The organism is Aeromonas sp. D3 (assembly GCF_027705025.1).
GTDB lineage: Bacteria > Pseudomonadota > Gammaproteobacteria > Enterobacterales > Aeromonadaceae > Aeromonas > Aeromonas salmonicida.
In genome coordinates, this window is the sequence record NZ_JAPDBE010000032.1 from 1 (window position 1) to 24896 (window position 24896).

At 60.2% G+C, this 24896-nt stretch carries 22 protein-coding genes and 1 pseudogene; 8 read left to right on the forward strand and 15 right to left on the reverse strand.

The genetic code is table 11. The annotated features are described in order from the left end of the window. The first annotated feature begins 423 nt into the window (after positions 1-423). Positions 424-1656 (forward strand): cysteine desulfurase-like protein, encoded by a 1233-nt coding sequence (locus OKC28_RS16625; RefSeq protein ID WP_270690397.1) that lies wholly within the window; start codon positions 424-426, stop codon positions 1654-1656. Between the two features lie 53 nt (positions 1657-1709). On the opposite strand, the gene OKC28_RS16630 is transcribed toward OKC28_RS16625, so the two are convergent. From OKC28_RS16630 to OKC28_RS16680, 11 genes and pseudogenes are all read right to left on the reverse strand, one after another. Further along, positions 1710-2771: a protein-glutamate methylesterase/protein-glutamine glutaminase gene (locus OKC28_RS16630; RefSeq protein ID WP_058393557.1), complete on the reverse strand. Its 1062-nt coding sequence runs from the start codon at positions 2769-2771 to the stop codon at positions 1710-1712. 10 nt (positions 2772-2781) lie between these two features. Continuing rightward, positions 2782-3252 (reverse strand): chemoreceptor glutamine deamidase CheD, encoded by a 471-nt coding sequence (cheD, locus tag OKC28_RS16635; RefSeq protein ID WP_270690399.1) that lies wholly within the window; start codon positions 3250-3252, stop codon positions 2782-2784. Between the two features lie 10 nt (positions 3253-3262). Continuing rightward, a complete protein-coding gene (locus OKC28_RS16640; RefSeq protein WP_021140865.1) occupies positions 3263-4066 on the reverse strand; it encodes a CheR family methyltransferase in 804 nt (267 codons plus the stop codon). A 61-nt stretch (positions 4067-4127) separates the two neighbouring features. Further along, positions 4128-6299, reverse strand: coding sequence for a methyl-accepting chemotaxis protein (locus OKC28_RS16645; RefSeq protein ID WP_270690401.1), 2172 nt, complete (start codon positions 6297-6299; stop codon positions 4128-4130). Positions 6300-6371: 72 nt separating this feature from the next. Continuing rightward, complete coding sequence (locus OKC28_RS16650; protein WP_099991718.1) at positions 6372-6944, reverse strand: chemotaxis protein CheW; 573 nt, start codon at positions 6942-6944, stop codon at positions 6372-6374. A 12-nt stretch (positions 6945-6956) separates the two neighbouring features. Then, complete coding sequence (locus OKC28_RS16655; protein ID WP_270690404.1) at positions 6957-8879, reverse strand: methyl-accepting chemotaxis protein; 1923 nt, start codon at positions 8877-8879, stop codon at positions 6957-6959. A 15-nt stretch (positions 8880-8894) separates the two neighbouring features. Next, positions 8895-11107, reverse strand: a pseudogene (locus OKC28_RS16660) (chemotaxis protein CheW). A gap of 26 nt (positions 11108-11133) precedes the next feature. Next, a complete protein-coding gene (locus tag OKC28_RS16665; protein ID WP_169046663.1) occupies positions 11134-11460 on the reverse strand; it encodes an STAS domain-containing protein in 327 nt (108 codons plus the stop codon). A 14-nt stretch (positions 11461-11474) separates the two neighbouring features. After that, positions 11475-11843: a response regulator gene (locus OKC28_RS16670; RefSeq protein ID WP_017412489.1), complete on the reverse strand. Its 369-nt coding sequence runs from the start codon at positions 11841-11843 to the stop codon at positions 11475-11477. Positions 11844-11852: 9 nt separating this feature from the next. Further along, the gene (locus OKC28_RS16675) at positions 11853-13070 is read right to left on the reverse strand and encodes a methyl-accepting chemotaxis protein (RefSeq protein ID WP_270690408.1); all 1218 of its coding nucleotides are present in this window, start codon (positions 13068-13070) and stop codon (positions 11853-11855) included. A gap of 267 nt (positions 13071-13337) precedes the next feature. Next, complete coding sequence (locus OKC28_RS16680) at positions 13338-14426, reverse strand: ketoacyl-ACP synthase III (RefSeq protein WP_270690410.1); 1089 nt, start codon at positions 14424-14426, stop codon at positions 13338-13340. Positions 14427-14664: 238 nt separating this feature from the next. Here OKC28_RS16680 and OKC28_RS16685 point away from each other — a divergent pair, with 238 nt between their 5' ends. The 6 genes from OKC28_RS16685 (at position 14665) to OKC28_RS16710 (ending at position 20003) form a co-directional block, all read left to right on the forward strand. After that, the gene (locus OKC28_RS16685) at positions 14665-15606 is read left to right on the forward strand and encodes a LysR family transcriptional regulator (RefSeq protein ID WP_005311863.1); all 942 of its coding nucleotides are present in this window, start codon (positions 14665-14667) and stop codon (positions 15604-15606) included. Between the two features lie 129 nt (positions 15607-15735). After that, positions 15736-16344: a LysE family translocator gene (locus tag OKC28_RS16690; RefSeq protein WP_219615226.1), complete on the forward strand. Its 609-nt coding sequence runs from the start codon at positions 15736-15738 to the stop codon at positions 16342-16344. 190 nt (positions 16345-16534) lie between these two features. Beyond that, positions 16535-18403, forward strand: coding sequence for a peptidase U32 family protein (locus OKC28_RS16695; protein ID WP_270690413.1), 1869 nt, complete (start codon positions 16535-16537; stop codon positions 18401-18403). Between the two features lie 180 nt (positions 18404-18583). Continuing rightward, positions 18584-18913, forward strand: a complete 330-nt coding sequence (locus OKC28_RS16700; RefSeq protein WP_058393547.1) for a DHCW motif cupin fold protein — start codon at positions 18584-18586, stop codon at positions 18911-18913. Between the two features lie 39 nt (positions 18914-18952). After that, a complete protein-coding gene (locus OKC28_RS16705; protein WP_270690416.1) occupies positions 18953-19204 on the forward strand; it encodes a DUF1272 domain-containing protein in 252 nt (83 codons plus the stop codon). A 133-nt stretch (positions 19205-19337) separates the two neighbouring features. Continuing rightward, positions 19338-20003 carry a class I SAM-dependent methyltransferase gene (locus OKC28_RS16710; RefSeq protein WP_270690418.1) on the forward strand — a complete coding sequence of 222 codons (666 nt, stop codon included), beginning with the start codon at positions 19338-19340 and terminating at the stop codon, positions 20001-20003. Here the strand turns inward: OKC28_RS16710 and OKC28_RS16715 are convergent. Together OKC28_RS16715 and OKC28_RS16720 are read right to left on the reverse strand one after the other, a co-directional pair. After that, positions 19976-20470: a methylated-DNA--[protein]-cysteine S-methyltransferase gene (locus OKC28_RS16715; RefSeq protein WP_270690420.1), complete on the reverse strand. Its 495-nt coding sequence runs from the start codon at positions 20468-20470 to the stop codon at positions 19976-19978. The two genes, OKC28_RS16710 and OKC28_RS16715, sit on opposite strands and share 28 nt — an antisense overlap. Continuing rightward, positions 20457-22043 (reverse strand): AlkA N-terminal domain-containing protein, encoded by a 1587-nt coding sequence (locus OKC28_RS16720; protein WP_408861436.1) that lies wholly within the window; start codon positions 22041-22043, stop codon positions 20457-20459. The genes OKC28_RS16715 and OKC28_RS16720 overlap by 14 nt, the downstream gene beginning before the upstream one ends. 170 nt (positions 22044-22213) lie before the next feature. On the opposite strand from OKC28_RS16720, the gene OKC28_RS16725 reads away from it, so the two are divergent. Continuing rightward, positions 22214-22615 (forward strand): VOC family protein, encoded by a 402-nt coding sequence (locus OKC28_RS16725; protein ID WP_270690423.1) that lies wholly within the window; start codon positions 22214-22216, stop codon positions 22613-22615. A 69-nt stretch (positions 22616-22684) separates the two neighbouring features. Here OKC28_RS16725 and OKC28_RS16730 read toward each other — a convergent pair whose 3' ends face one another. Further along, on the reverse strand, positions 22685-24163 hold the full coding sequence (locus OKC28_RS16730; protein WP_270690425.1) for a carboxypeptidase M32: 1479 nt from the start codon (positions 24161-24163) through the stop codon (positions 22685-22687). Between the two features lie 133 nt (positions 24164-24296). Further along, positions 24297-24878 (reverse strand): DNA endonuclease SmrA, encoded by a 582-nt coding sequence (smrA, locus tag OKC28_RS16735; protein WP_059169594.1) that lies wholly within the window; start codon positions 24876-24878, stop codon positions 24297-24299. Positions 24879-24896 lie beyond the last annotated feature (18 nt).

Sequence of the window (24896 nt, forward strand, 5' to 3'; positions counted from 1 at the left end):
GGAGAAGGATTCGAACCTTCGAAGGCAGAGCCGTCAGATTTACAGTCTGATCCCTTTGGCCGCTCGGGAACCCCTCCCCAAGTGCGAGGCGCATACTATCAGATCCGGCAGCTTTGTGAACCCCTTCTGGTGATATCTGGCGACAAAAAAGTGCGAACTGGTCATTTTTTGATATTTTTCGCTCATTTTTCATCCTTATCAACGACTTCTATGTCGATTCCCAGCATGAATACGGCGAGAGACCCGTGCCGGCAGGCACTGATGGAGAGGGCGGGCCATGCGTGGCTTTCCAGCATTTTATACTGAAAATATGGCCTCATCATGTAACTGTGATGGCTGACCGGTTCATGGATGGACATTGCTGCTGCGTCATTTTACTCTCACCATGTTATTCAACTGTTAACATGGACTGTGGACTCTTCTATGCAGCCTCTCGATATTGCCGTGTTGCGCGGCCAGTTTCCCGCCCTCAATCAACTGGTTGATGGCAAGACCCCCATCTTCTTCGACGGCCCGGGCGGCGCCCAGGTGCCTCACTCTGTGCTCAGCGCCATGACTGACTATCTCGGCCGCTTCAACGCCAATCTGGGGGGGCCTTTTTTCTCGGCCCGAGCCACGGAGCAGCAGGCACAGCGAGCCAGAGAGGCAGTAGCGACCCTGCTTGGGGCTGACAGCGCCGAGGAGATCGTTTTTGGCGCCAACTTCACCACACTGACGTTTGCGGTCAGCCGCGCTCTGTCACGGGAGTGGCAGGCGGGGGACGAGATCATTGTCAGCGGGCTGGATCACTACTCCAATGTGTCGAGCTGGCAGCAGGCGGCGGCTGATCGCGGCGTTGTGGTGCATCAGGTGAGGGTAGATGTGGCGAACGGCGGGCTCGACTACGGGCATCTGTTCAGCCTGCTGGGCCCCAAGACCCGGCTGGTCGCGGTGACGGCGGCTTCCAATACGACTGGCACTCTGGTCGATATCCCTCGCATCGCCGATGCCGTGCACGGGGTCGGGGCGCTGCTCTATGTGGACGCTGTTCATTTTGCCCCTCACGAGCGCATCGACGTGCAGGCCTGGGATTGTGACTTTCTCGGCTGCTCCGCCTACAAGTTCTTCGGTCCGCACCTTGGTATCCTGTATGGCAAGCACCGCCATCTGGAGCATTTCACCCCTTACAAGGTGGAGCCCGCGAAGAATGTGGCGCCCGGCAAGTGGGAAACCGGCACCCAGAGTTGGGAAGCGCTGGCTGGAGTCGAGGCCACCATAGGGTATCTGGCCTCCCTCTCCGGGTTGGATGCGGCCGAACATGATCTGGAGGCCCGTCTCGATCTGGCATTTGCCCGCAGCCATGCCCATGAGCAACAGCTCAGCGCCCATCTGCTGGCCAAGCTGGCCGAGCGTCCTTGGTTTGCCCTGCATGGCATCAATGACAGCCAGGGGCGCACCCCCACCTTCGCCCTCACCTCGAACCGCCATACGCCGGTCGAGATGGCGGAATTTCTAGGCCAGCATCAGGTCTGTAGCTGGGCGGGCCACTTCTATGCGCTAGCCCTGGTCGAGCAGTTGGGGGTGAGCGAGGGGGTCTTGCGGATAGGTTGCATGCACTACAACACGTCGGCCGAGATCGACCGGCTGTTTGCCCTGCTCGACGACATGCCCGCCTGAAACAGTTGTGCCCGGCAGGCCGGGCACACTTCGCAAGTGGCTGAACGCGCGCTTTATCGACCCACGATGGCGTGGTGAATATCCTGCAGCGGCAGTATGTGACGGGCGGCCCCGAGCTTTATGGCCTCCTTGGGCATGCCGAACACCACGCAGGATGCCTCATCCTGGGCGAAGGTATTGGCCCCCGCCTCCAGCATTTCCCGTAACCCGCGAGCGCCGTCATCTCCCATGCCCGTCATTATGATGCCGGTGGCATTGCCGCCGGCAAACTTGGCGACTGAGCGAAACAGCACATCCACCGAGGGGCGATGGCGGTTGATGAGGGGGCCATCCATGACATCGACGTGATAATAGGCGCCGCTGCGCTTGAGCAGCATGTGCTTGCCGCCGGGGGCTATGAGTGCCAGACCCGGAATGACCCTGTCATTGCTTTTGGCCTCTCTCACCTCGATCTGGCAAAGGCTGTTGAGCCGCTCGGCAAAGGAGGCGGTGAACTTCTCCGGCATGTGCTGCACTATGACGATGCCGGGACAGACCCGCGGCAGGTTCGTCAGCACGGCTTCCAGTGCCTGGGTACCGCCGGTAGAGGTACCGATCGCCACGATCCGCTCCGTGGTCTGGGCCATGGCATGCTGGCTGGCTGGCGGCATGATGGCATCGGCGCTGAGTTTGGCCGCCACGATCAACGGGGGCGCCTTGCCCAGCCGTTTGACATTGGCTTGGGCGGCTGCGCGCACCGCCATGGCCAAGGCTTGTGCCGACTCCTGCAAGAAGCTTTTGAGGCCGACCGTGGGCTTGGTGATGATGTCCACCGCTCCGGCGGCCATGGCCTGTAGCGTGGTTTCCGCGCCTTTCTCTGTCAGGGACGAGCAGATGACTACCGGGGTAGGGTGTTCGGCCATGATCTTGGTGAGGAAGGTGATGCCATCCATGCGTGGCATCTCCACGTCCAGCACTATCACGTCGGGCCACTCTTTTTTCAGTTTTTCCAGTGCAAACAGCGGATCCGAGGCGGTGGCTATCACCTTGATGTCCGGTTCTTGTTCGAGAATGGCCTGTAACACCTGCCTGACCACGGCGGAGTCGTCCACCAGCATGACCTTGATCTGTTTCATTCCCGTTCCCTTAACGATGTGGCAGCCGATGATGACGAACCCAGACATTGCCGCTGGCCAGTTCAAAGATCAGGCTTCTGTGTCCTGCATGTCCGAGATGATGGGCCTTGATGGTCAGGCCCAGGTGCTGCGTCAGTTGCCAGGCTGCCTTGATGTTCTTGATGGCCACATTCATGGTGGTGAGTGTCTGCTGTTCGATAAACATGTTGCCGCCGCCGAACAGTTTGACCTCATAGTCGTGAATGGGGGCGGGGTACTTGCTTATTTCATTGATAAATAACTGGATTGCTTCATCGGCATAGCGGCCATCCAGTGGGTCATCGCCGCGAGCCCGGCTTGGCAGCATGTAGTGGCACATGCCACCCCGTTTCTGCTCCGGATGCCACATGGTAATGGCGACACAGGAACCCAGATGGGTGCGAATAATTGTGTCATCTTGGCCAAAAAAGAACTCTCCTGGTTGCAGCATGATCTCTTTCATTCTGAAACCCTTATGGTTTCAGATAGATGGACGGCGACACCAGTTGCAAGCCGTGGGGCAGGCCGTTCAGGCTTTCCGCATGGCTGACGATGAGGTAGCCCCCCTTCTTCAAGCGCGGCACCAGACGCTGCAGCACTTGTCCCTTGGTATCCCGGTTGAAATAGATCATCACATTGCGGATCAGAATGATGTCGAACATGCCGATGTCGGGCAGTTCCTGATTCAGATTGATGTGGCGAAACTGTACTTTGTCCCTGAGCTTGCGATCGATGATGAAGGTTCCCTCCTGAAACCCCACGCCCTTCAGGCAGTACTTCATCAGGAAGGAGAGCGGAATATTGTGGGCTCGCTCCATGGGATATTGCCCCGCTCTCGCCTGTTCCAGCACCCTGGTCGAAATATCCGAGGCGATTACTTCCCAATTGCCCTGGCTCAATGTCTCGGCCAGGGTCATGGCCAGGCTGTAAGGCTCTTCGCCCGATGAGCTGGCCGCGCTCCAGACTCTCACTCCCCTCTCTTTTGGCAGTCGTGCCAGTACCTTCTCGCTGAGAAACTCGAAGTGCTTTGGCTCCCGGAAAAAGTAGGTCTCATTGGTGGTGAGCAGATCCAGCGCGACCTGCAGCTCTGCCCCCCTCTGGTTCATGATCAGGCTGAAATAGTCACCATAGCTCTCCAGCTCATAGTGGCAGAGCCGTTTTGACAGCCGGCTGGCGACCAGAGCTTTCTTGGCCGGTGACAGATCAATGCCCGCCGTCTGGTGGATCCAGCGTTGAAACTGCGCAAATTCATCATCATGCAACTGGGTCTGATACACGGTCGGACTCCCTGTGGCGATAGGGTTGGGGCGGGGGATCCATGCTCACCCGGCCCCTCGATTAAAACCGGACAAAATCCCCATCGTTGCGGGGGCGAGGGGAGGTGCCGAATCCATCCTGCCCATTGCCGTCAGTCACGAATCGTCCTCGCGTAGCAGCACGGGGGGGCGCGGCTTTCTGACTCGCGCCGCTTTTGTGTTGCTCCAGGGTGAAGAACTCCATGGCCAGTTGCAGTTGCTCGGCCTGGCTGCTCATCTCCTCTGCGGTGGCGGCCAGCTCCTCGCTGCAGGAGGCATTTTGCTGAGTCACCTGGCTTAGCTGATTCATGGCGATGTTGATCTGGCTGACGCCGGTGGATTGTTCAGCGGAGGCGGCGCTGATCTCCTGCACCAGATCCGAGGTCTTGTTGATGGAGGGCACCATCTGGTCGAGCAGGCGACCTGCCTTTTCCGCCATGTCGACGCTGCTGGAAGCCAGCTCGCCTATCTCCTGGGCGGCCACCTGACTGCGCTCCGCCAGCTTGCGTACCTCTGCAGCAACCACCGCAAAGCCTTTGCCATGATCTCCCGCCCGCGCAGCTTCGATGGCGGCGTTGAGGGCCAGCAGATTGGTCTGGTACGCGATGTCATCTATGATGCCGATCCGCTTGGCGATCTGCTTCATGGCATCGACCGTGAGCTTGACCGCTTCCCCCCCTTCCATCGCCTCTTTGGCTGCCTTGCTGGCCATGCCATCCGTGATCTGGGCGTTGTCTGTGTTCTGGTTGATGCTGGCACTCATCTGCTCTATGGAGGCGCTGGTCTGCTCCATGCTGGATGCCTGCTCGCTGCTCGACTGGCTGATGGATTGGGCGGTGGCGCTGACTTGCTCAGAGGCGCTGGACAGGTTGTCAGAAGCCCCTCTTACCTCTGTGACTATGTTGGTCAGCGAGACTATGGTCTGATTGAGGGAGTCCTTGGTGGTGCCGAACACCCCAGGATAGTCGGCCTCGATCGTCTGGGTCAGATCGCCCTTGGCCAGGCATTGCACCACCCTGATGACGTCGTTGAGGCTGGTGTCTATTACCTCGGCAATGTGATTGATGCCTTCCCCCAGTGTCTGGAAGAAGCCACTCTTGCCGGTCAGGTCCATGCGGCGGTGCAGCTCGCCCTTGATCACTGCCTGCACTATTTCCGACATTTCCCGCTCGATAGAGACCTCTTTGGTGCGATCCGACCACTCGACCACGGATCCCAACCGCTCGCCATCGTCGCCGAACACAGGGTTGGCGATGAGGGAGAAGGTGCGCCCGCCGAGCAGTATCTGGGTTTGGTAGGTGTTGTTCAGCTTGGCCAGCATGCTGCGTTGATGGCCGGGATTTTTGTGGAAGCTGTCGATGTTGGCACCCATCAGGGTGGCAGAGTTGAAGCTGTAGAGCTCTTTTTTAATGTCGGATTCGGCCTCGCTCAGCATTGCCCTGACAGACTCGTTCATGTAGATGATGTTGAGGTCTGTGTCGGCAATCATCACGTTGGTAGTGGCACCATCGAGCGCCTTCTTGACCCGCAGGCTTTCGGCGGCGGCGAGCTTGGCCGCTGTGTTTGCCGCTTTCACCTCGTTTTCGATGGCGATTTCCTTGGTCCGGTCGGCCCACTCCACCACTGAACCGAGCCGCTCCCCGCTGTCGTTGAAGACAGGGTTGGCAATGAGGGAGAAGATGCGGCCACCGACCGAGATCTGCGCCCGGTAGGTCTTGTCCAGCTTGGCCAGCATGCTGCGCTGGTGGGACGGATCCTTGTGAAAGGTATCTATGTTCTTGCCCATCAGTTGTCTGGTGTCGAAGTTGGGCAGATCCTTGCGGATGTCGGATTCCGCCTGCCCCAGCATGGCGAGCACGGCTTCATTCATGTAGACGATGTCGAGGTTGTTATCGGCGATCATCACATTGGTCGAGGCGCCATCCAGCGCCTTGCGTACTCGCAGGTTCTCGTCATAGAGCGCCTGATTGTCACTGATGGTAGTGAGGCTGCTGCTGAGTCGCTGCCCGAGCAGCGCGATCACGGCATTGAACTCCTGACAGAGCTCTCGCAGTGGGCCGCTGAGTGTGCCCAGTTCAAGCTGGGTTGGCAGGTCACCCTGCGCTATCCCTTGCTGCAGGGTGCGTGTGGCGCCTATCAGCTGGGTCAGTTCTGTTTGCAGCAAGGCATGCGCGCTGCCGTTGCCGAAGAGATTGCCAAAGAATGATTGAGTCATGAGCCTTATCCTTGTGCGACATGCCATTGCTGTGTGGTGTGAGCGTCACCCTTGCTGTTTTTAATACCCTGCTTAAGGGGTTTGCGCTCTGTGCTCCAGCTGCCGTTCCTGCTGCTGGGTCAGTTCGCTGAGTTGTGCCATTTCGTCGATGGAGAGCACCTTCTCGGTATTGATGAGAATGACGAACTTGCCATTCACCTTGCCCATGCCGCTGATGAAGTCGGCCCGGATGTGAGCCCCGAAGCTGGGGGGCGGCTCTATCTCGTCGCAGGGAATGGTCAGCACCTCAGATACTGAATCCACCACGACGCCTATGTCCTGATTGCCATGCTCCGAGTCATCCGGGTGTATTCCTTCGATGATGACGATGCAGCTGCGGCGAGTGATGCTGGAGGGGGCGTTGCCAAAGCGGGCGTTGAGATCCACCACTGATACCACAGCTCCCCTGAGGTTGATCACGCCCCGGATGAAGCTTGGCATCATGGGGATAGGGGTGATGTTGCCGTACTCGATGATCTCTTTGACCCCGAGAATATTGATGGCAAACATCTCGCCATTGATCAGGAATGTCAGGTATTGGGCGTCGCCCTGATTGTCATGGGCCAGTGTGCTGGGGGGCGCGGCCACTTCGGTTGACATGCTCATGGGTCTCTCCGGTTAAAAGCGGACAAAGTCGGCTTCGTCAACCAGGGGTTGCGGCGCCGTGTTGCCGTGCAGCGGGTGTTGGGCCGGCATGACAAACTTGCCTCTGGGAGCCGAGCCTCTGTGTGAGCTGTCACTCGGCTTTGAGGGCTTGGCCAGGTTTGCCAGCGAGAAGAAATCCATGGTTTGCTGCAGCTCGTTGGCCTGGGAGCTCATCTCCTCGGCGGTGGCGGCGAGTTCTTCGCTGCTGGCCGCGTTCTGCTGGGTCACCTGGTTAAGTTGACTCATGGCCATGCTGATCTGGTTGGCTGCGCTGGCCTGCTCGCCGGATGCCGCATTGATCTCCTGCACCAGATCGGATGTCTTGCGAATGGAAGGCACTATCTTGTCGAGCAGGCTGCCTGCCTTTTCCGCGGTATCGACGCTGCTGGAAGAGAGCTCGCCTATCTCCTGCGCCGCTATCTGGCTGCGTTCGGCCAGTTTGCGCACCTCGGCGGCCACCACGGCAAATCCCTTGCCGTGCTCACCGGCCCGTGCCGCCTCAATGGCGGCATTGAGTGCCAGCAGATTGGTCTGGTAGGCGATGTCATCGATGATGCTCACCTTGCGGGCAATCTGTTGCATCGCCGCCACGGTTTGCTGCACCGAGCGACCCCCTTCGGTGGCCTCAAGCACGGCGCCGCTCGCCATGTTGTCGGTGACCTTGGCGTTGTCGGTATTCTGGTTGATGCTGGCACTCATCTGTTCGATGGAGGCGCTGGTCTCCTCGACGCTTGCGGCCTGCTCGCTGGTGGCCTGGCTCAGGGATTGGGCCGTGGTACTGACCTGATTGGAGGCGTTGGTGAGGTTGTCGGCGGCGTTGCGCACCTCTTCGATAATGGCGGTCAAGGCGTCTATGGTGCTGTTGAGGCCATCTTTGGTCTGACCAAAAATGCCCGGGTAGGGTTGCTCAATTTTCTGGGTCAGGTCTCCCTGAGACAGGGCGGTGGCGATGCGCATCACATCCTTGAGGCTGGTGTCGGTAACATTGGACAACTGGTTCAGCAACTCGGACAGGCGCTTGATGTACCCCTGCCGGTTGTCCAGCGCTATCTTGTAGCTGAAATCCCCCTTCTCGACGGCCGCTGTGACCAGGGTTTCAATGTCATTGATGAGAGAGGTCAGCTTGTTGACCATGTTCTGCATGGCCATCAGCAGTTGGCCTGCTTCATCATGGGCACCAATGGTGATGGTGACATCCAGATTGCCTTCTGCCAGGTGGTTGGCTACCTGCAGCGCCTGATTGATGGGGGCAATGATGCTGCGGATGAGGACGATGCCAAACCAGGCCGCTGCTACTATGCCTGCTGTTATCACCCCCATCATGGTGAGCAGCATGGTGTCATACCAGGATTGGGCCTGCTCATATTCGGATTTGGCGACATCCAGTTGCAGGTTGACCAGCTCGGTTATCTTGTTGCCGATGGGATCGATGGAGCCATAAAGCTTGCCGTCAAACTCATCGAGAGCACCTGTGATGATGCCACTCTGGGTTGCAAGAAATTGCTCAAGCCGGGCAATATCGCGATCCGCCGCGCTGAACAGGCTCACCGCGTCAGCCGACAGTGTCTGCTCTGCGTTCGTTAACTCGGTAGCTTGATAGCGCTGCCACTCCAGCTTGATTTGCTGCTGGGCCTGCTGGATATGTTGCAGCGCCTCTTCGGCCCTGATGAGACCGATATTGACCTTGTGGACGTTCTCTATGATGGCGACGGCGTAATTGTCGGAGATGGTTTTCAACTGTTTGAGCGGTACCACCCGGTCGTTATACACCCGCTGCAGGCCCTGATTGCTGCTCTGCATGTTGTAAAGTCCCAGCCCGCCCACCGCCAGCAGCAGCACGCATAACAGGCAGAGCAAGATGGTGAGGCGCATTTTAATGGTGGAGTTTTTGAACATGACTGGCTCCTGGCGTTAATTGGCTCTTGGTTGGGTTTGCATGCGAGGAATGGCGTACTGGCTCAGCTGACCCAGCTCCTGATCGATGGCATGTTGAATGAGGGAGGGGATGTCCAGGATCAGGGCGACCTCGCCACCCCCCAAAATGGTGGAGCCACTGATCCCCTGCAGGCGCTGAAACAGCTTGCCGAGCGGCTTGATGACGGTCTGGAACTCCCCCAGCAGCTCGTCGACCACCAGCCCGGATTTCTTGCCGCCGTGACTGACGACGACGATGTTTTCCCTGCGTCCTCTTGCTCCCTCGACGTCGAAGTAGTGCTGAAGCCGGACAAATGGCAGTACCTCGCCACGCAGATTGATGTAGTTGCGTCCCTGGGTGTCATCCAGTGCACTCTGGGTCAGCTCCACGCATTCGATCACCATGTCGAGCGGGATGACGTAATGGGTGGTGCTGACTCGAACCAGAAAGCCGTCGATGATGGCCAAAGTCAGTGGCAGCCTGATTTGAACCCGGGTGCCTTGTCCCGGCTTGCTGTCCAGCTCGACGCTGCCGCGCAGGGCCGTGATGTTGCGTTTGACCACGTCCATCCCGACGCCCCGGCCCGAGAGGTTGGTAACGGCCTCGGCGGTAGAGAAGCCTGCCTCGAAGATGAGCTGATAGATCTCCTGATCCGTCAATGTTGCGCCGGCGGCCACCAGCCCTCGCTCCTGCGCCTTTTGCAGGATCCTTGCCTTGTTGAGTCCGGCACCGTCGTCCAGGATCTCGATGACGATGCTGCCGGAGTCGTGATAGGCGTTGAGGGTCAAGGTGCCTCTTGCCGGTTTGCCGGCCGCGAGGCGCTGCTCGGCCGACTCTATGCCGTGATCCATGGAGTTGCGAACCAGATGCATCAGGGGATCGCCAATCTTCTCCACCACAGACTTGTCGAGCTCGGTATCTCCGCCCGTGATGACCAGCGCAATGTCCTTGTTCAGCTCGTGACTGACATCCCGCACGACCCGCTGGAAGCGGTTGAAGGTGTCGCCGATGGGCACCATGCGCAGGTGCAAGGCCCCGTCCCGGATCTCTTCAACCAGCATGGCGATGGTGGAGTTGGCCTCCTGCAGCTGGCTGTCCCGCGAGCGCTGTGCCAGCAGGCTGGCACCCGAGCTGGCGACCACCAGCTCACCGACCAGATTGATCAGCTCATCCAGTTTGTCGGCGTGCACCCGAACGTAGCGTCCCTCCTTGTTTTTGTTCTCCTTGTTCTGGTTCTGTTTCTTGAGCGCCGCGTCCACCACGACTCCGTCGACTGCGCCCTGAGCGACCAGTATTTCTCCCAGCTTGCTGCTCTCTGTTCGCTGGTCGTCATGCTGAGTTTGCAGGCCCAGTGCCAGTTCGCTTGCCGTCAACGCTCCTGTCTTGACCAGCAGTTGCCCCAGCATGTCGTTGTCTTCCGGCAATTCATTGATGAGGTCTATGTATTCAGCAATCTTGCTATGCGGGGGCAATATGGTGATGCGGCAGTCGTCACGCACGAATTCAAACACATCGCTCAGGGTGCTTTTGTCGGCCTGGGTATCGACATCGAGCTCATAGCCGAGGTAGCAGGTTTCCGGATCAAAATGTTCCCAGTCGGGCAGGGCATCGTGGAGGGTTTCGATGGCGCAGAGGGTGCCCATGGTGCGAGATAACGCAAAAACGAGGTGGGATCCATGCCGTTACGCAGCACATCCGGGCCAAAGCGCAGGGAGATATGCCACAGGGAAGTGGCGCTGGTGTGCCCCTCCTCCTTGCTGACCGGGTCCGGGGTGGTTGACGCCGTGCGCTCCGGCAGCCGGCTCTGGCTGGCAGTCTGATGCCTGGCCAGGTTGAGCCTCAGTTGAGCGTCTTGCGCCAGTTCATCGTCCCCTGGCGCCGACCCTAGCTCTGCAACCAGATAGACCAGCCGCTCGATATGATCCCGGCTCTCCAGCAGATCCTTGATGAGCGCAGTCGTGATCCCCAGTTGCTGATTGCGCACCTGATCGAGCAGATCCTCGACTATGTGGGTAAAGCTGACGATGGGCTGCAAGCCGAACAGGCCAGCGGAGCCCTTGATGGTATGTGCCGCCCGAAAGATGGCACCGATCAGCTCGCTGTTCTCCGGGTCGTTTTCCAGGGTCAGCAGGGAAGACTCCATCTCTTCCAGCAGTTCGCGTGCCTCGGCTATATAGGTTTGCAGGGCCTGATCAAGATTGATGCTCACGAATGCCTCCTTGTCACTGGGACTGCCTAGGCGTGATCTGCGTGGGGAATAAGGGTGGGATCGCCAAAGAAAGCAGCCAGCTGGCATAGCTCCAGCGCATCGAGCACCGCATGGCTGTGCATGACCAGATGCAGCGGATAACCCCCTTGCTGCATCGTTTTCTTGGCGGCCAGCAGCAGTTGCAGTCCGGCGCTATCCATCTCGGATACCCCAGAAAGATCCAGCTCCAGCGCCTGCTGGCGGTAGAGCAGGGGCGTGAGTGCCTGTTTGAGCTCGGCGGCGGTATAGATGGTCATCTCCCCCGATACTTTGACCAGGGTCTTGTGCTCACCCGTCTCTATGTGCAGCGGCATGGTCGCCTCCAGGCTCAGGGCATGATGAGCTTGGCGACGGCCGCCAGCATCTGGTCTGGCTGGAACGGCTTGACCACCCAGGCCTTGGCCCCGGCTGCTTGTCCTTCCTGCTTCTTGCTGTCCTGGGATTCCGTGGTCAGCATGATGACGGGGGTGAACTTGTAGTTGGCCAGTTTCTTGGCCTCCTTGACGAAGCTGATGCCGTCCATGTTCGGCATGTTGACGTCGCTGATGATGAGATTGATCTTCTTGCCGTCGAGTTTTCTGAGGGCATCCTTGCCATCGCAGGCTTCCATCACCTCGTATCCGGCTCCCTTGAGTGTCATGCCGACCACTTGGCGAATAGTTGCCGAGTCATCCACGATCAGGACTGTTTTGGGCATAGTTGTCTCCTAGAAAAAAGTGACGTCTGCATTGCTGGATGCGTTGACCACAGTGGCTTGGCGGCGGCCGTGGTGAATATTGCGTTGTTCATCGGTGGCATAGGAGAGCTCCATCTCAGCCAGCCAGCTGTCTGCATCGATCTGGAGGGGGCCGGATTGATGGGGCCTGTTGCGGGAAGAAACCAGGTGGTCATAGAGACTGTCCATGTTCTGGCGTACGTGGTTGAGTATTTGACTGACCCTATCCTGGAACTGTAACGACACTATGACATCGGAGATCTCCCTGTGGATCCCTGCGCTCTCGCTCTGCAGCAAGGCGGCTGATTCCGACAGGCTGGTGGTGGCCATACGAAAGCGCTCCAGTACTTGCTCGATGGCGCGCTCAGAGTCGCTGACTGCGGCTTGGTCTCGTGCGGCGGCACTTTCTGCTATCTGGAAGGCGCGGCCGATACCTGTGTTGATGGTGTCGACCTTGTCCGTCATCTTTTGGGCCGTCTCGCTGGAGAGGCGTGAGAGAGTGCGGACTTCGTCGGCCACCACGGCAAAACCACGACCTGCCTCATCGGCTCGCGCGGCTTCGATGGCGGCATTGAGCGCCAGCAAGTTGGTCTGGGAGGCTATCTTGGCCACGTCGAGCGCCATGGTATTGAGTTCTATGGTGTAGGCAGTAAGGGTCTTGATCTCTGCCAGCATGGCGTCGCGATTGGCCTGCGCCGAATGCATGATGGTGAGCACCTGATTGAGCTGGGCCTGACTCTCGGCCAGTACGGCGGCCATGCCAGCCGACTTTGCTCCCCCCAGATCCCCGGCAGCATCGTGTGAGGCGGCTACTGCCTCTTCCAGCTTGGTGGTGAGCCCCGCAAAGCGCTGGGTCAAATCGATCATGGCCTCTTCGGTTTGCAGTCGAGAGTTTTCAATCTGTTGTGACCAGATGGGGACGGCCTTTTCACACACCTGCTCGAGCCCGATGATGGAATGGTTGAGCTGGGCTGCTGACCAGGTATGAGCCTGCTCCTCTTCGTGGGGTCTTGACTCCTGCTTGTTGTGATAGTGGTGTGAGTTCCACATGGCGGCGCCCAGCGCCAGCACGCCGTTGGCAAGCAGATAAGGCAGGGGGCTGCCGGCCAGCACCAGCAAGAGGGTGCTGAGCAGGCCTATGCCCAGGCAAGATGCCCAGCTCACCGGGTCCCAGAATGCAGTGGTCTCTGCCGTCTTGTGATCTGTCATACGCGAACTCATCCCTGCACGTGAGTTGAGATGGGAACCCGCCGCTCTCCCGCTGGTGACAAGAAGGATGAGCTGCGCCTGAACCCATAGTTACAAATGGCTCAGTAAGGTTAGCGCAAAAAAAGTACTTGGTTGCGAATTGGTCTTATTCGGGGGGGAGTACTGAGAAAACTGGAATATGGATGCGGTAGCGTGGTGATGATCTCACGAGCGGGAAGGCGGTGAAGGGAGAAGAGAGGAGCCTGATGATCAGGCTCCCGATGAGGATCAGGCCTGGTTGGCGTGGGCCTTCTGGCAGCCTTCGACGGCGTGGGCAATCAGCTCCAGCGCACTCTTGTCGCACGGAGGCAATTCGGCATCGCATTGGCCGACAGGAGTAACGCGATCGCCCCATTTGATGATGGCGGCACCCCAGGTCAGACCGGCACCGAAGGCGGCGGTGAGCAGGTAGGAGTTCGGCTTGACGCGGCCTTGCTCCAGCGCTTCGCACAGGGCGATGGGCACGGTAGCGGCGGAGGTATTGCCGTAGTTTTCGATGTTGACCATCACCTTTTCCATGGGGGCGTTCATGCGCTTGGCCAGAGTCTCGATGATGCGGATGTTGGCCTGGTGTGGCACTATGAGATCGACCTGTTCAGGGTCTATGCCAGCTTGAGCCAGCACTGAGCTGGTGGCTTCTCCCATGCCGCGCACGGCGCGTTTGAAGATCTCAGGTCCTTCGAAGTTGAAGGTGAAGAGGCCATCGAGATCGGCAAAACGCACTCGATCGGTACCAAAGTTCGGGACGTGCAGTATCTCCCGGGCTTCACTGTCACAGCCGAGCTTGTTGGCGATAAGGCCGCACTCCTGCTCGCTTGCTTCGATCACTACGGCACCTGCGCCATCACCAAACAGCACGGCAGTGTCCCGGCGTGCCCAGTCCAGTAGATAGGTCAGGCGCTCGGCGCCGATCACCAGCACCTTCTTCATCATGCCGGTTTGTACCAGCGAGGTGGCGACGGAAAGGGAGTAGACGAAACCGGTACAGGCGGCGTTGAGGTCGAACACGGCGGCGTTGACGGCGCCGAGCTTCTTCTGCACCGCAGAGGCGGCGCTCGGCAGCAGATTATCCGGGGTGGCTGTGGCCAGTATGATGCCATCGAGATCGCTGGCGTCGAGACCGGCACAGGCGAGGGCGCGGCGACCGGCCAGGGTGGCGAGATCCGAGGTGCTGACATGGGAGATCCGGCGGGCCTTGATACCGGTACGCGGATAGATCCACTCATCCGACGTATCCATGATGGTGCTGAGGTCATCGTTGGTCAGCACAGAGGGAGGCAGACATTTGCCCCAACCGGTGATATTGGCGTATTTCATCTTGTTACCGCTTCTCAAAGTGGATCGCCCGCGGGCGGAAAATCGCGCAATTATGCCGCACGAGACAACCACTGTCATCTTGTGGTCATCGTTATCTGAAGGGTTACCTGAGTGGTCATCTGGCTGCAAGGCGGCTCGACAGGTGGCGTCTGTGGTCGAAAATAGCGGGAAATTTTGCTTAAAACGAAAGACGCCTCTGCCCTAAGATAGGGCTTTCCACCATGGATGGGGTTACCCCTTGCACAAAGCCAATCTCAACCTGTTGCCTACCCTCAAGGTGTTGCTGGAGACCCGCAACATCAGCCGGGCGGCGGAGCTGCTGCACCTGAGCCAGCCTTCCATCAGCAAGCAGCTCGGCCAGTTGCGCAACGAGTTTGGTGATGAACTGCTGGTGCGTGAAGGGCAACGCTGGTTGCTGACGCCCAGGGCCGAGACGCTGGCGGCTCAGCTGTCTGACTCCCTCTGTGCGCTGGAGCGGCTCTATGAGGCGCCCGGGTTTGACCCTGGCCGCTGCGAGCGGGTATTCAGACTCGCCTCGTCCGATTACGTGGCCCAGCATATTCTGCCGGATATCTGTGCGGCGCTGGCCAGGGAGGCGCCCCTGGCTGCGCTGGAATACAGTCTGTGGGACAAGCGCCAGCTGCCACAGTTGTGGCAATCCGAGCTGGATCTGGTCTCCACTATCACGGATCTGGTGCCGGAGCAGATCCGTGGTCTGCATCAGGGAGAAGATCGGCTGGTGGTGTTGATGGGCAGCCACCACCCGTTGGCGGGCAATCCTCTAGGCCTGGATGAGTATCTCGCCTGGCCCCATCTGCAGGTGAGTGGCGGCGGAGACAAGGACAGCCCGGTAGAGCAGGTGTTGGCACCGCAGGGGCTGCTTCGGCGCTGGTTTGCCCGTGTGCCTTTCTTTCAGGCTGCGGTGGAGGTGTTGCTGCGCACCGATTGCCTGATGACGACACCTGCCCATATTGCCTGGCAGCTCTCCCGCGAGCACGGGCTCACCTTTCAGGATCTGCCATTTGCGACTCGATCCCAGCAGTATCATCTGCTGTGGCATCAGCGCCATCATCAGGATCCTGCCCACAAGTGGTTTCGCGAGCTGGCTTACCCCTTCTTGCGGGAGCACCTGCAGCGCACCATTGCCGAGAGCCGCAAGCTGCTGGTTCGCGCCCGCTAGCCCAGTCAGTTGTACCAGGCTATAGCCATTGGCTATGGAATCTATTCACAACTTTCACTTCTGGCATAACAAGTCGCCCCTTACCCTGAGTCCAGGTATTTACATTCAGCGTGCAGACAAGGAAAGGGTATGGAATTGACGAGTTGGCTGGCACTGGCCGCGATCTGTGTAATGGGGGCCATCAGCCCGGGGCCGAGTCTGGCGTTGATCATTCGCAACACTGTGCAGGGGGGGCAGGAGCACGGGGTGGCGACCGCCCTCGGTCACGGCTTTGGGGTGGGGATCTATGCGCTTATTACTGCGCTGGGGTTGTCGGTGCTGCTTACCCAGACGCCGCTGCTGTTTGATCTGATCCGCTACGGCGGCGCCGCGTTTCTCGCCTGGCTCGGCATCAAGGCGTTGCTTGCCAAGCCCGTCAGCGCCAAGACCGAGGAGGTGGTTCATCAACTGCGTGGCCGTCAGGGGGCATTCGAAGGCTTTATGGTGGCCTTTCTCAACCCCCAGCTCGCCATCTTCTTTATCGCCCTGTTCAGCCAGTTTGTGCGGGCCGACACTGGCTGGAACGAGGGGGGGATCATGATGCTCACCGCAGGCGGCATAGATGCTGTCTGGTACGTGCTGGTGGCGCTGGTACTCTCTCGCGGCCCAGTGCTGGCCTGGCTCAAGGCCAAGTCCGTTGTCATCGACAAGGTGAGTGGTTTGGTGCTGCTGGGGCTGGCGCTCAAAGTGGTGCTCTGAGGTTCGCTTGTCAGCGGCTCGCGCCATGAGGGCAGGGCCGCTGAACGAATTCCCTGCTCCATGGGCGGGACTGCGAGCGCCAGACGTTCAATCCTGTATGTCGCGGTGATCTTAAGCGGGATCAAGGCAAACACAGGGTGACTGGCTTAGAGTGACGGGCATTTTCTGTCTGCCGATAGATTCAGAGACCATGCATCCACAGACTCATCACCACACACTGAACCGCCTCGAACTGCTGGCTCCAGCCAAGAATCTCGCCTATGGCATCGAAGCGATCAACCATGGCGCCGATGCCGTCTATATGGGCGGCCCTGCCTTTGGTGCCCGCAGCGCGGCGGGCAACTCCCTCGACGATATCGAAGCGCTGGTGCGCCATGCCCACCGTTTCGGCGCCCAGGTCTTTGTCGCCTTCAACACCTTGCTGCACGATCACGAACTGGAGCAGGCCCGGCGCCTGACCCACCAGATCTACCAAGCGGGGGCCGATGCACTTATCGTGCAGGACATGGGGCTGCTGGCGCTGGATCTGCCGCCCATAGCGCTCCATGCCAGTACCCAGACCGACAACCGCACGCCACAGAAGGTGAAGTTTCTGCAGGATGTGGGCTTCTCTCAGGTGGTGTTGGCGCGCGAACTGTCCCTTGCGCAGATCCGCGAGATAAGCGCAGCGACCAATGTGCAGCTGGAGTTCTTTATCCACGGCGCGCTCTGTGTCTCTTACAGTGGCCAGTGCAATATCAGCCATGCCCGCACCGGTCGCAGCGCCAATCGTGGCGAGTGTGCCCAGCTCTGCCGGCTGCCCTGTTCGCTGCAAAAGCCCGATGGGGAAGTGCTGGTGGCCGACAGTCACCTGTTGTCGCTCAAGGACATGGATCAGACCGACAATCTGGAGGCGCTGATCGCGGCAGGCATTCGCTCCTTCAAGATTGAGGGGCGCCTCAAGGGGCTCGATTATGTCAAGAACGTCACCGCCTGGTATCGCAAGAAGCTCGACGCCATTCTCGATAGCCGTTCCGATCTGGTGGCCGCCTCGGCGGGTCGTTGCAGCTACAGCTTCGAGCCGGATCCGAAAAAGAGCTTCAACCGTGGCGCTACCGACTACTTCCTCCATGGCCGCCAGCAGGGGATCGACTCCACCAAGAGCCCGAAATATGTGGGCGAGCCGTTGGGGCGGGTCACCAGAGTGACCAAGGATGGCATCGAGATCGACGGCAAGCAGGTCACCCTCAATAACGGCGACGGTCTGGGCTTCTTCAAGCCGAACAAGGAGCTGGTGGGGATGCGCCTCAACAAGGTGGAAGAGAGGGCAGGACGTAAGCAGTTACTCTTCTCCGAGTCCATTCCTGGTCTGAAAGTGGGCACCGAGATCTACCGCAACCACGATCAGGCTTTCAGCAAGATGCTGGAGAAGGCGAGCGCAGATCGCCGCATCCGGGTCGATATGCAGCTGGCCGAGTGCGAGGTTGGCGTCCAGCTTGCGCTGACCGACGAGCAGGGCATCTGCGCCGCTGTGACCCTGTCTTGCGACAAGCAGCTTGCCGACAATCCGGAACGGGCGTTGCAACAGGCGCGCGACCAACTTGGCAAACTCGGCAATACCCTGTTTGTGGCGCGCAAGATTGAGTTGGCATTCACTTACCCGCTATTCATCGCCGCGTCCATGCTCAACGGTCTGCGTCGGGACGGCATAGCCGCGCTGGAAGAGGCTCGTCTTGCCAGCTACCAGAGGCCCGAGCGGCGCATCGCCCTGCGGGATGTCAGCTATCCCCAGCACCGCCTCTCCTACCTTGGCAATGTGCTGAACAGCGCGGCCGAGCAGTTCTTCCGCGAGCACGGGGTTGAGCGCATTGCTCCCGCCTATGAGGCGAACAGGGAGGAGGGAGAAGTGGTGCTGATGATCACCAAGCACTGCATCCGCTACAGCCAGAACCTCTGCCCGAAAGAGGTGCCCGGCCTCAAGGCCGAACCGCTGGAGCTCAAAATGGGCAAGGACAGCCTCCGCCTGCGCTTTGACTGTCACCGCTGCGAAATGCAGGTGATGGGGAGCCTCAAGCGTTAATGCCCCATCAAGGGACCAGACGGGGCATGCCACAGGAGTGGGTTTGATGGCAGTATAAGACGCGCGAGAGAGGGCTGGCTTGCCCTGGATGCCACGGCCAACAGCCGGCATGGCGATGCCTTCTGTGGGGGCAAGCGAGTCGTCCTTGGGATCCCCGTTTTTTCGACAAATGGAGTTGTGATGGAAATCAAAGACCTGCCGTTTTGCACGACCCGCTGGGCCGATATAGCGCCGACCGAGCACAAGGGGGAAACCGGCGTCGCCCGTTGGCATACCCAAACCTTTGGTGCGCTGCGGGTTCGGATGGTGGAATATTCTGCTGGCTACCTGGCGGATCACTGGTGCAGCAAGGGGCACGTCCTGCTCTGCATCGAGGGAGAGCTGCACACAGAGTTGCAGGATGGCCGGGTCTTCACACTGACGGCGGGCATGAGCTATCAGGTGGCCGACAACGCCGAGCCCCATAGATCCTTCACCGAGCAGGGCGCCAGGCTCTTTATCGTCGATTGAGCTGCTCACCTTCTTCCGCTCCCACTGAGGCCAACCACCATGCTCGAACTCAGGTCCAACTGTGAATGTTGTGACAAGGACCTGCCCGCCGACACCGGGCTTGCCTATATCTGCTCTTTCGAGTGCACCTTCTGCGCCGATTGCAGCGAGCACTATCTGCAACTGACTTGCCCCAACTGCGGCGGTGAACTGGTCAGGCGTCCCCGCCGTCCCACGGCCAAGCTGGCGAACAGTCCGGCTTCCATCAAGCGAATATTCAATCCAGCCCTGAGAAACAAGAGAGATAGCTAGCGGCGCTCCTGGTCGCCGTTCCCGGGTCGTCTCGTGGGCGGCGTACAAGGTCTGAACCCTGGTGTCATCATGGCGCTTTACCTTCTCCCGACAGGAGCCCGTATCAGGGGTTTCAACGAGCAAGGAGGGGCAGATGGTGGAACGATTCAAAGGTGACGGGGCACAAGATTATGATCAGCGCATCTCGCGGCTGGTACCCGGTTATGCGTTGCTGCATCAGCTCAGTGCGGCCCAGCTGATGACGAGGCTTGGCCCTCGCGCCCGAGTGCTGCTGGTGGGGGTTGGCACGGGCAGTGAACTCTTGCTGCTGGGACAGTCCTGTCCCGAATGGCAGTTTATTGCCCAGGATATCTCGGCGGACATGCTGATACAGGCCCGCCAGCGGGCAGAGCTGGCAGACATGGCCGAGCGGGTCACATGGTGGGAGGGGCCGCTACCGGCGCAGAGCCTGGGGTGTGACGGTGCGCTCTGTCTGCTGGTGCTGCACTTCCTTCCCCTTGAGCAAAAAACGGCGCTACTGCGGGATATTGCCCGTCAGCTCCGGGCGGGATCTCCCTTGCTGATGGCCGACTTGATGGCGGCGCAAGATGACATTGAGCGAGCGGTTATGGGCCTGCAGGCCCATCTGGCCGGTTTGCCGCTCTCGGCCAGCGAGCAGATGGTACAGCGTCTGGATCGGGACTTTTTCCCCTTGAATGAGGACCAAACCCGGCAACTGCTGGGGGCAGCCGGGTTTGGCACTGGCGGGCGCTATTTTCAGGCGCTCGGTTTTCATGGCTGGTTGGCTGAACGTGACTGATCAGATTCCAGCGCCAGCAACTGCTGCTTGATGGGCAGTCCGCCTGCATAACCGGTCAGGCTGCCATTTTGGCCTATCACGCGATGGCAGGGCACTATGATCGAGAGCGGATTGCGACCGTTCGCCGCGCCCACTGCCCGTACCGCTGCCGGTTTGCCGATGGTGCGGGCAATATCGCCGTAACTGCGGGTCTCGCCATAGGGAATGTCGCACAGTGCCTGCCATACCGCTTGCTGAAAGGCGGTGCCGTGGGCGGCGAGCGGCAGGGTAAAGCGCTGCAGACGGCCGGCGAAGTAGGCGGCAAATTCGGCAAGATAGGGGGCGAGCGCCTCACTGTCTTGTTGCCAGCCGCTCATATCGGGCAGTGCCCGCAGGCCAGCCACAAAGTCCACGTGCACCAGGCCGCGGGTGTTGATGGCGACCAGCAGATCGCCGCAGTCTGTTGGCAACATGTCATAGCGGATCATGGGTTATCTCCTCGTCATGGCTTTGGGGCGGATTGCTCCCCGTTGTGGGTGAAACCAGGCTCGCAGTGGTGGTCAATGGCTGCTTGATGAGCAGTGCCGGTTGTTCGCTCATGGCGTGCCACAGCCAGCTCGCGGCATAGCCGCGCCAGGGTTGCCATGCTGCGCTTTGCGCCAATACCTCCTTCACCGGCAGCTTGTCGCCGCCCCCCAGAGCCTTTTGCAGCACCAGATCGGAGGCGGGGAAGGCGTCCGGATCCTGCCCGCAGCGCAGCCGCCAGTAGGCGACAGTCCAGGGGCCTATGCCCGGCAAGGCCAATAATTGCTCGTCGCTGGCTGTGCTCAGGGAAAGCACACCGCTCGCGAGCGCAGCGGCGAGCCCTTGCAGCGTGCGGATGCGACTGCCGGGCATGCCGATGCCGTCGAGATCCAGTGCACACAGCTGCGCAGGTGTGGGCAGCTGGGCCACGCCGAATTGCGCCTCGGTACGCGCCACCAGCCGACCCATAATGGTGATGGCGCCCTTGACTGATACCTGCTGGCCGACAATGGCGCGCAGCATCACCTCGTACTCATCCCAACCGGCGGGCAGTCGCACCCCGGGCCAGCGTGACTGCAAGCGGGCCAGCAGCGGATCCTGGCCGAGCCGATCGCCGATGCGCTGCATGTCAGCATCGAGATCCCACATGCGGCGCACGCGATACAGGAGATCAGGCAGTGCAGCGGGCGGCAGATCATGCACTGTGAGCCTGATGCTATGGCCCTTGCCCTGCTCGATGCGGATCCATCCAGACTGATCGCCGACCCTGTGGCGCCGTTCATACACATTTCCATCAACCCGCTCCAGCCCGGGTATCGCTCGCAGCCGGTAGAACGCCAGCATGGCCGCCACATCGTAGGGTGGGCGATACGGCAATTGCAGCGTGAGTGCAGCGCCACCTTCCGCCGTCGCTTCACTCCCTTGCAGTTGTCGCAGGGCTCTGGGCGCGAGGCCATACGCCTGGCTCCAGGCATCGTTGAAACGGCGGATGCTCGCAAAGCCTGCCGCAAATGCGATATCCGTGATGGGCAGTGCAGTTTCGGTCAGCAGCCGTTTCGCGAGCAGCAGGCGGCGCGTCTGCTCCACCTGTTTTGGCGAGGCGCCAAGGTGCTGTTCGAACTGGCGGCGCAGCGTGCGCTCCGTGATCCCTGCCTGCTGCGCGAGCATTGCGAGCGTTGTGTCTGCCAGCTCGCCACGTTCTATCCGCGCCAGCAAACGGGCGAGTCCGGGCGGCAGATCGCCGCTGGCGGCAGGGGCCAGCTCGGGGCGACAGCGCAGACACGGGCGCAGACCATGCTGCTCGGCGGCGGCGGCGCTTCGGAAGTAGCGCACATTGTGCTCGTGCGGTGGCCGCGCGGGGCAGACGGGGCGGCAGTAGATGCCGGTGGAGATGACACCGGTAAAGAAGCGGCCATCGAAGCGCGCATCGCGGGCGAGGCGGGCTGCATGGCACTGTTCGCGGCTGATGCTCGGGATCCCCTCATCCTGAGGGTTGTCACTGACGGGCTGTGGGGTCATGGGATGCAAGCTCTGCATTGGGTGTATGGCTGAGAGTAAGGGGGAGAGGGCGCAGTGACTAGCCAGAAACGGACAGGAATTGAAATAAAAATATCGTCGGGAGAGAGCCGATGACGAGGTTGAAAGCGGTCGAATCGGGTGAGCAAGTGTGAGAATCTGGGGTGACAACATCCAAGGAGGATTGCACCATGCCCGGACCCGCTCGCGCCGGCGCCCTGATCTACGCCAGGGATCTCGGCCTGCTGACCCATTTCTACCGCACCTTGCTGCAGATGGATATTCGCAGTCAGGAAGCCGGCTTAGTGGTGATGGAAAATCACGACATCCAGTTGCTGATCCACGCGATCCCCGAGTCGATTGCCTGTGATATCGATATCCAGGTGCCACCGATCCTGCGGGAAGAGGGGGCGATCAAATTGTTCTTTACCGTGCCAAGCCTCGCCTGGGCAGAGGCGAAGGCGGCCGACCTCGGCGGCGGCCTGTTGCCGCAGCAGTGGCCGGGACCGGGTTTGGTACTGCGCAATGCGTTCGATCCGGAAGGCAATATCCTGCAATTGCGCGAGCTTCTCACCACCCCCGACCCGCTGTGATGGATTGCCCATAAAAACGGGGCAGTCTCGCTGCCCCGTTGCCCTCTTCATTCGCTGTCGCCGCATCCGTTATTTCAGATAGCGCTGCTCCAGATGCTGGCGCAGCCAGCGCGGGTTCAGTGCCTCGCCAGTCGCGCGGCGGATGAGTTCGTCCGTGCTGTGCAGGCTGCCCTGTGACCAGATGTTGCGACCAAGCCAGGCGAGCACCTCCGGCAGGCGACCCGCCTCGATCACGCTGCTCATGTTCCCCAGCTCTTTCTCGAGCGCAAAACGCAACTGCGCCGCATACATGGCGCCGAGCGTGTAGCTCGGGAAGTAGCCAAACGAGCCGTCTGTCCAGTGAATGTCCTGCATGCAGCCATTCTGGTAGTTGCCCCTGGTGGAGAGGCCGAGCCACTGCTGCATCTTGGCATCCCACAGCTCGGGCAGATCCGCCACCTCGATGTGTCCTTCCATAAGGTCACGCTCCAGCTCGTAGCGCAGGATCACGTGAGCCGGGTAGGTCACCTCGTCCGCATCGACCCGGATAAAGCCGGGCTCGACCCGGTTGTAGAGCTTCGCCAGGTTCGCTGGGTCAAGTGCTGCCTGCTCGCCAAAGTGGGCGCGAATGCGCGGCGCCAGCAGAGCCAGGAAGGCCGTATCGTGGCCGAGCTGCATTTCGCAAAACAGGCTCTGGCTCTCGTGAATGCCCATGGAGCGCGCTTCGGCCACCGGCTGGCCCAGCAGCTGACGCGGCAGCCCCTGCTCGTAACGGGCGTGACCGGTTTCATGCACTATGCCCATCAGGCTGGAGATAAACTCCTGCTCGTTGTAGCGGGTGGTGATGCGCACGTCGGTCGGCACGCCGCCACAGAAGGGGTGGCTGCTCACATCGAGCCGGCCGTGGGCAAAATCAAAGCCGAGCAGCCCCATCACCTCCTGGCCGAGCGCCTGCTGATTTGCGATGGGGAAGGGACCCTGCGGGATCAAGATGGATTCATGCTTCTGCTGTTCACTCACCTGCTGGATCAGGCCGGGCAGCCAGCCGGTGAGATCGCCGAAGATCTGATCCAGCCGCGCACTCGTCATGCCGGGTTCGTACAGCGCCAGCATGGCGTCGTAGGGGCGTACATCAAGCGCCTCGGCGCGAAGGCGCGCCACTTCCCGCGACAGGGCAACCACTTCCTTCAGATTGGGGGCGAAGCCTGCCCAGTCGTTGTTTTTGCGCTGGCTGCGCCAGGCGTGCTCGCACTTGCTGCCCGCGAGGGACAAGGCCTCTACCAGATCCGTGGGCAGCAGGCTCGCATCCTGCCAGTGGCGCTTTATCTCGGCGAGATTGGCGCGCTGAACGTCATCCAGCGGCTCGCTTTCGGCCTTGGCGATCCAGTCGCCAAGCTCGGGGGCTGTGCGTTTGTGGTGGATCAGCACGCCGAGTTCGGCCATGGCCTCGGCGCGTGCCTCGTTGCCGCCCTCCGGCATCATGGCGGCTTGATCCCAGCCGCAGATGGCGCTGAGGTGGGAGAGCCGGTACAGCTGTTGCTGATGTTGTTCAAGTTTTTGATATGACATGGGATTGTCCTTGTTATCGTCCCTGATGGTATGCACCCCGTACCTGGCATGATCGGGGCCGATCGATGCTAACACTGCCATCGCGCGTTTTACCACCCTGGCTGAAGGGGCCTGACCAGATGACGGTTGCGGACTAACCGAGCCGCTTCTGGTGTCGCTCGCGGTTCTCCGCCTTCTGGCGATCGCTTTTTCGCAGCAGCACATAGAGGGCGCCGCTGCCACCGTGGCGGCGCTCGGCGCTGTGGATGGCCATGACGGCGGGCAGTTGCGGCAACCAGGCGCTGACATAGCTTTTGAGCAGGGCACGCGGCGTGCTGCGTTCCCCCTTGCCGTGCAGGATCAGCAGGCAGCGGATGTCCCGCACCTCGCAATCCGCAATGAATTGCACCAGCGCCTGACGCGCCTCATTGAGGGTCTTCTGATGCAGATCTAGGCTCGCCTGCAACTCATATTTGCCGAGTCGCAGCTTCTTGTAGACCCCCTCCTGCACCCCATCGCGCTTGAAGCCGATGATGTCATGGGGATCGCGCATCTCCACCGCCTCCATGGTGAGGTGGTCGAGTGCCAGTTGCTCGGCGGTAGCCGCCTGACGGCGGGCCAGTTGCGCTTCCGTCGGGACGGGTTTGCCCGCAGGGGAATGGATATTGTCGCTGCGAATGGGGCGGACATCGGCCACTTCATTGCGAAACAGTGAGAGTTCGTCGTTGCAAGACACGGCAGGCTCCCCGCATTG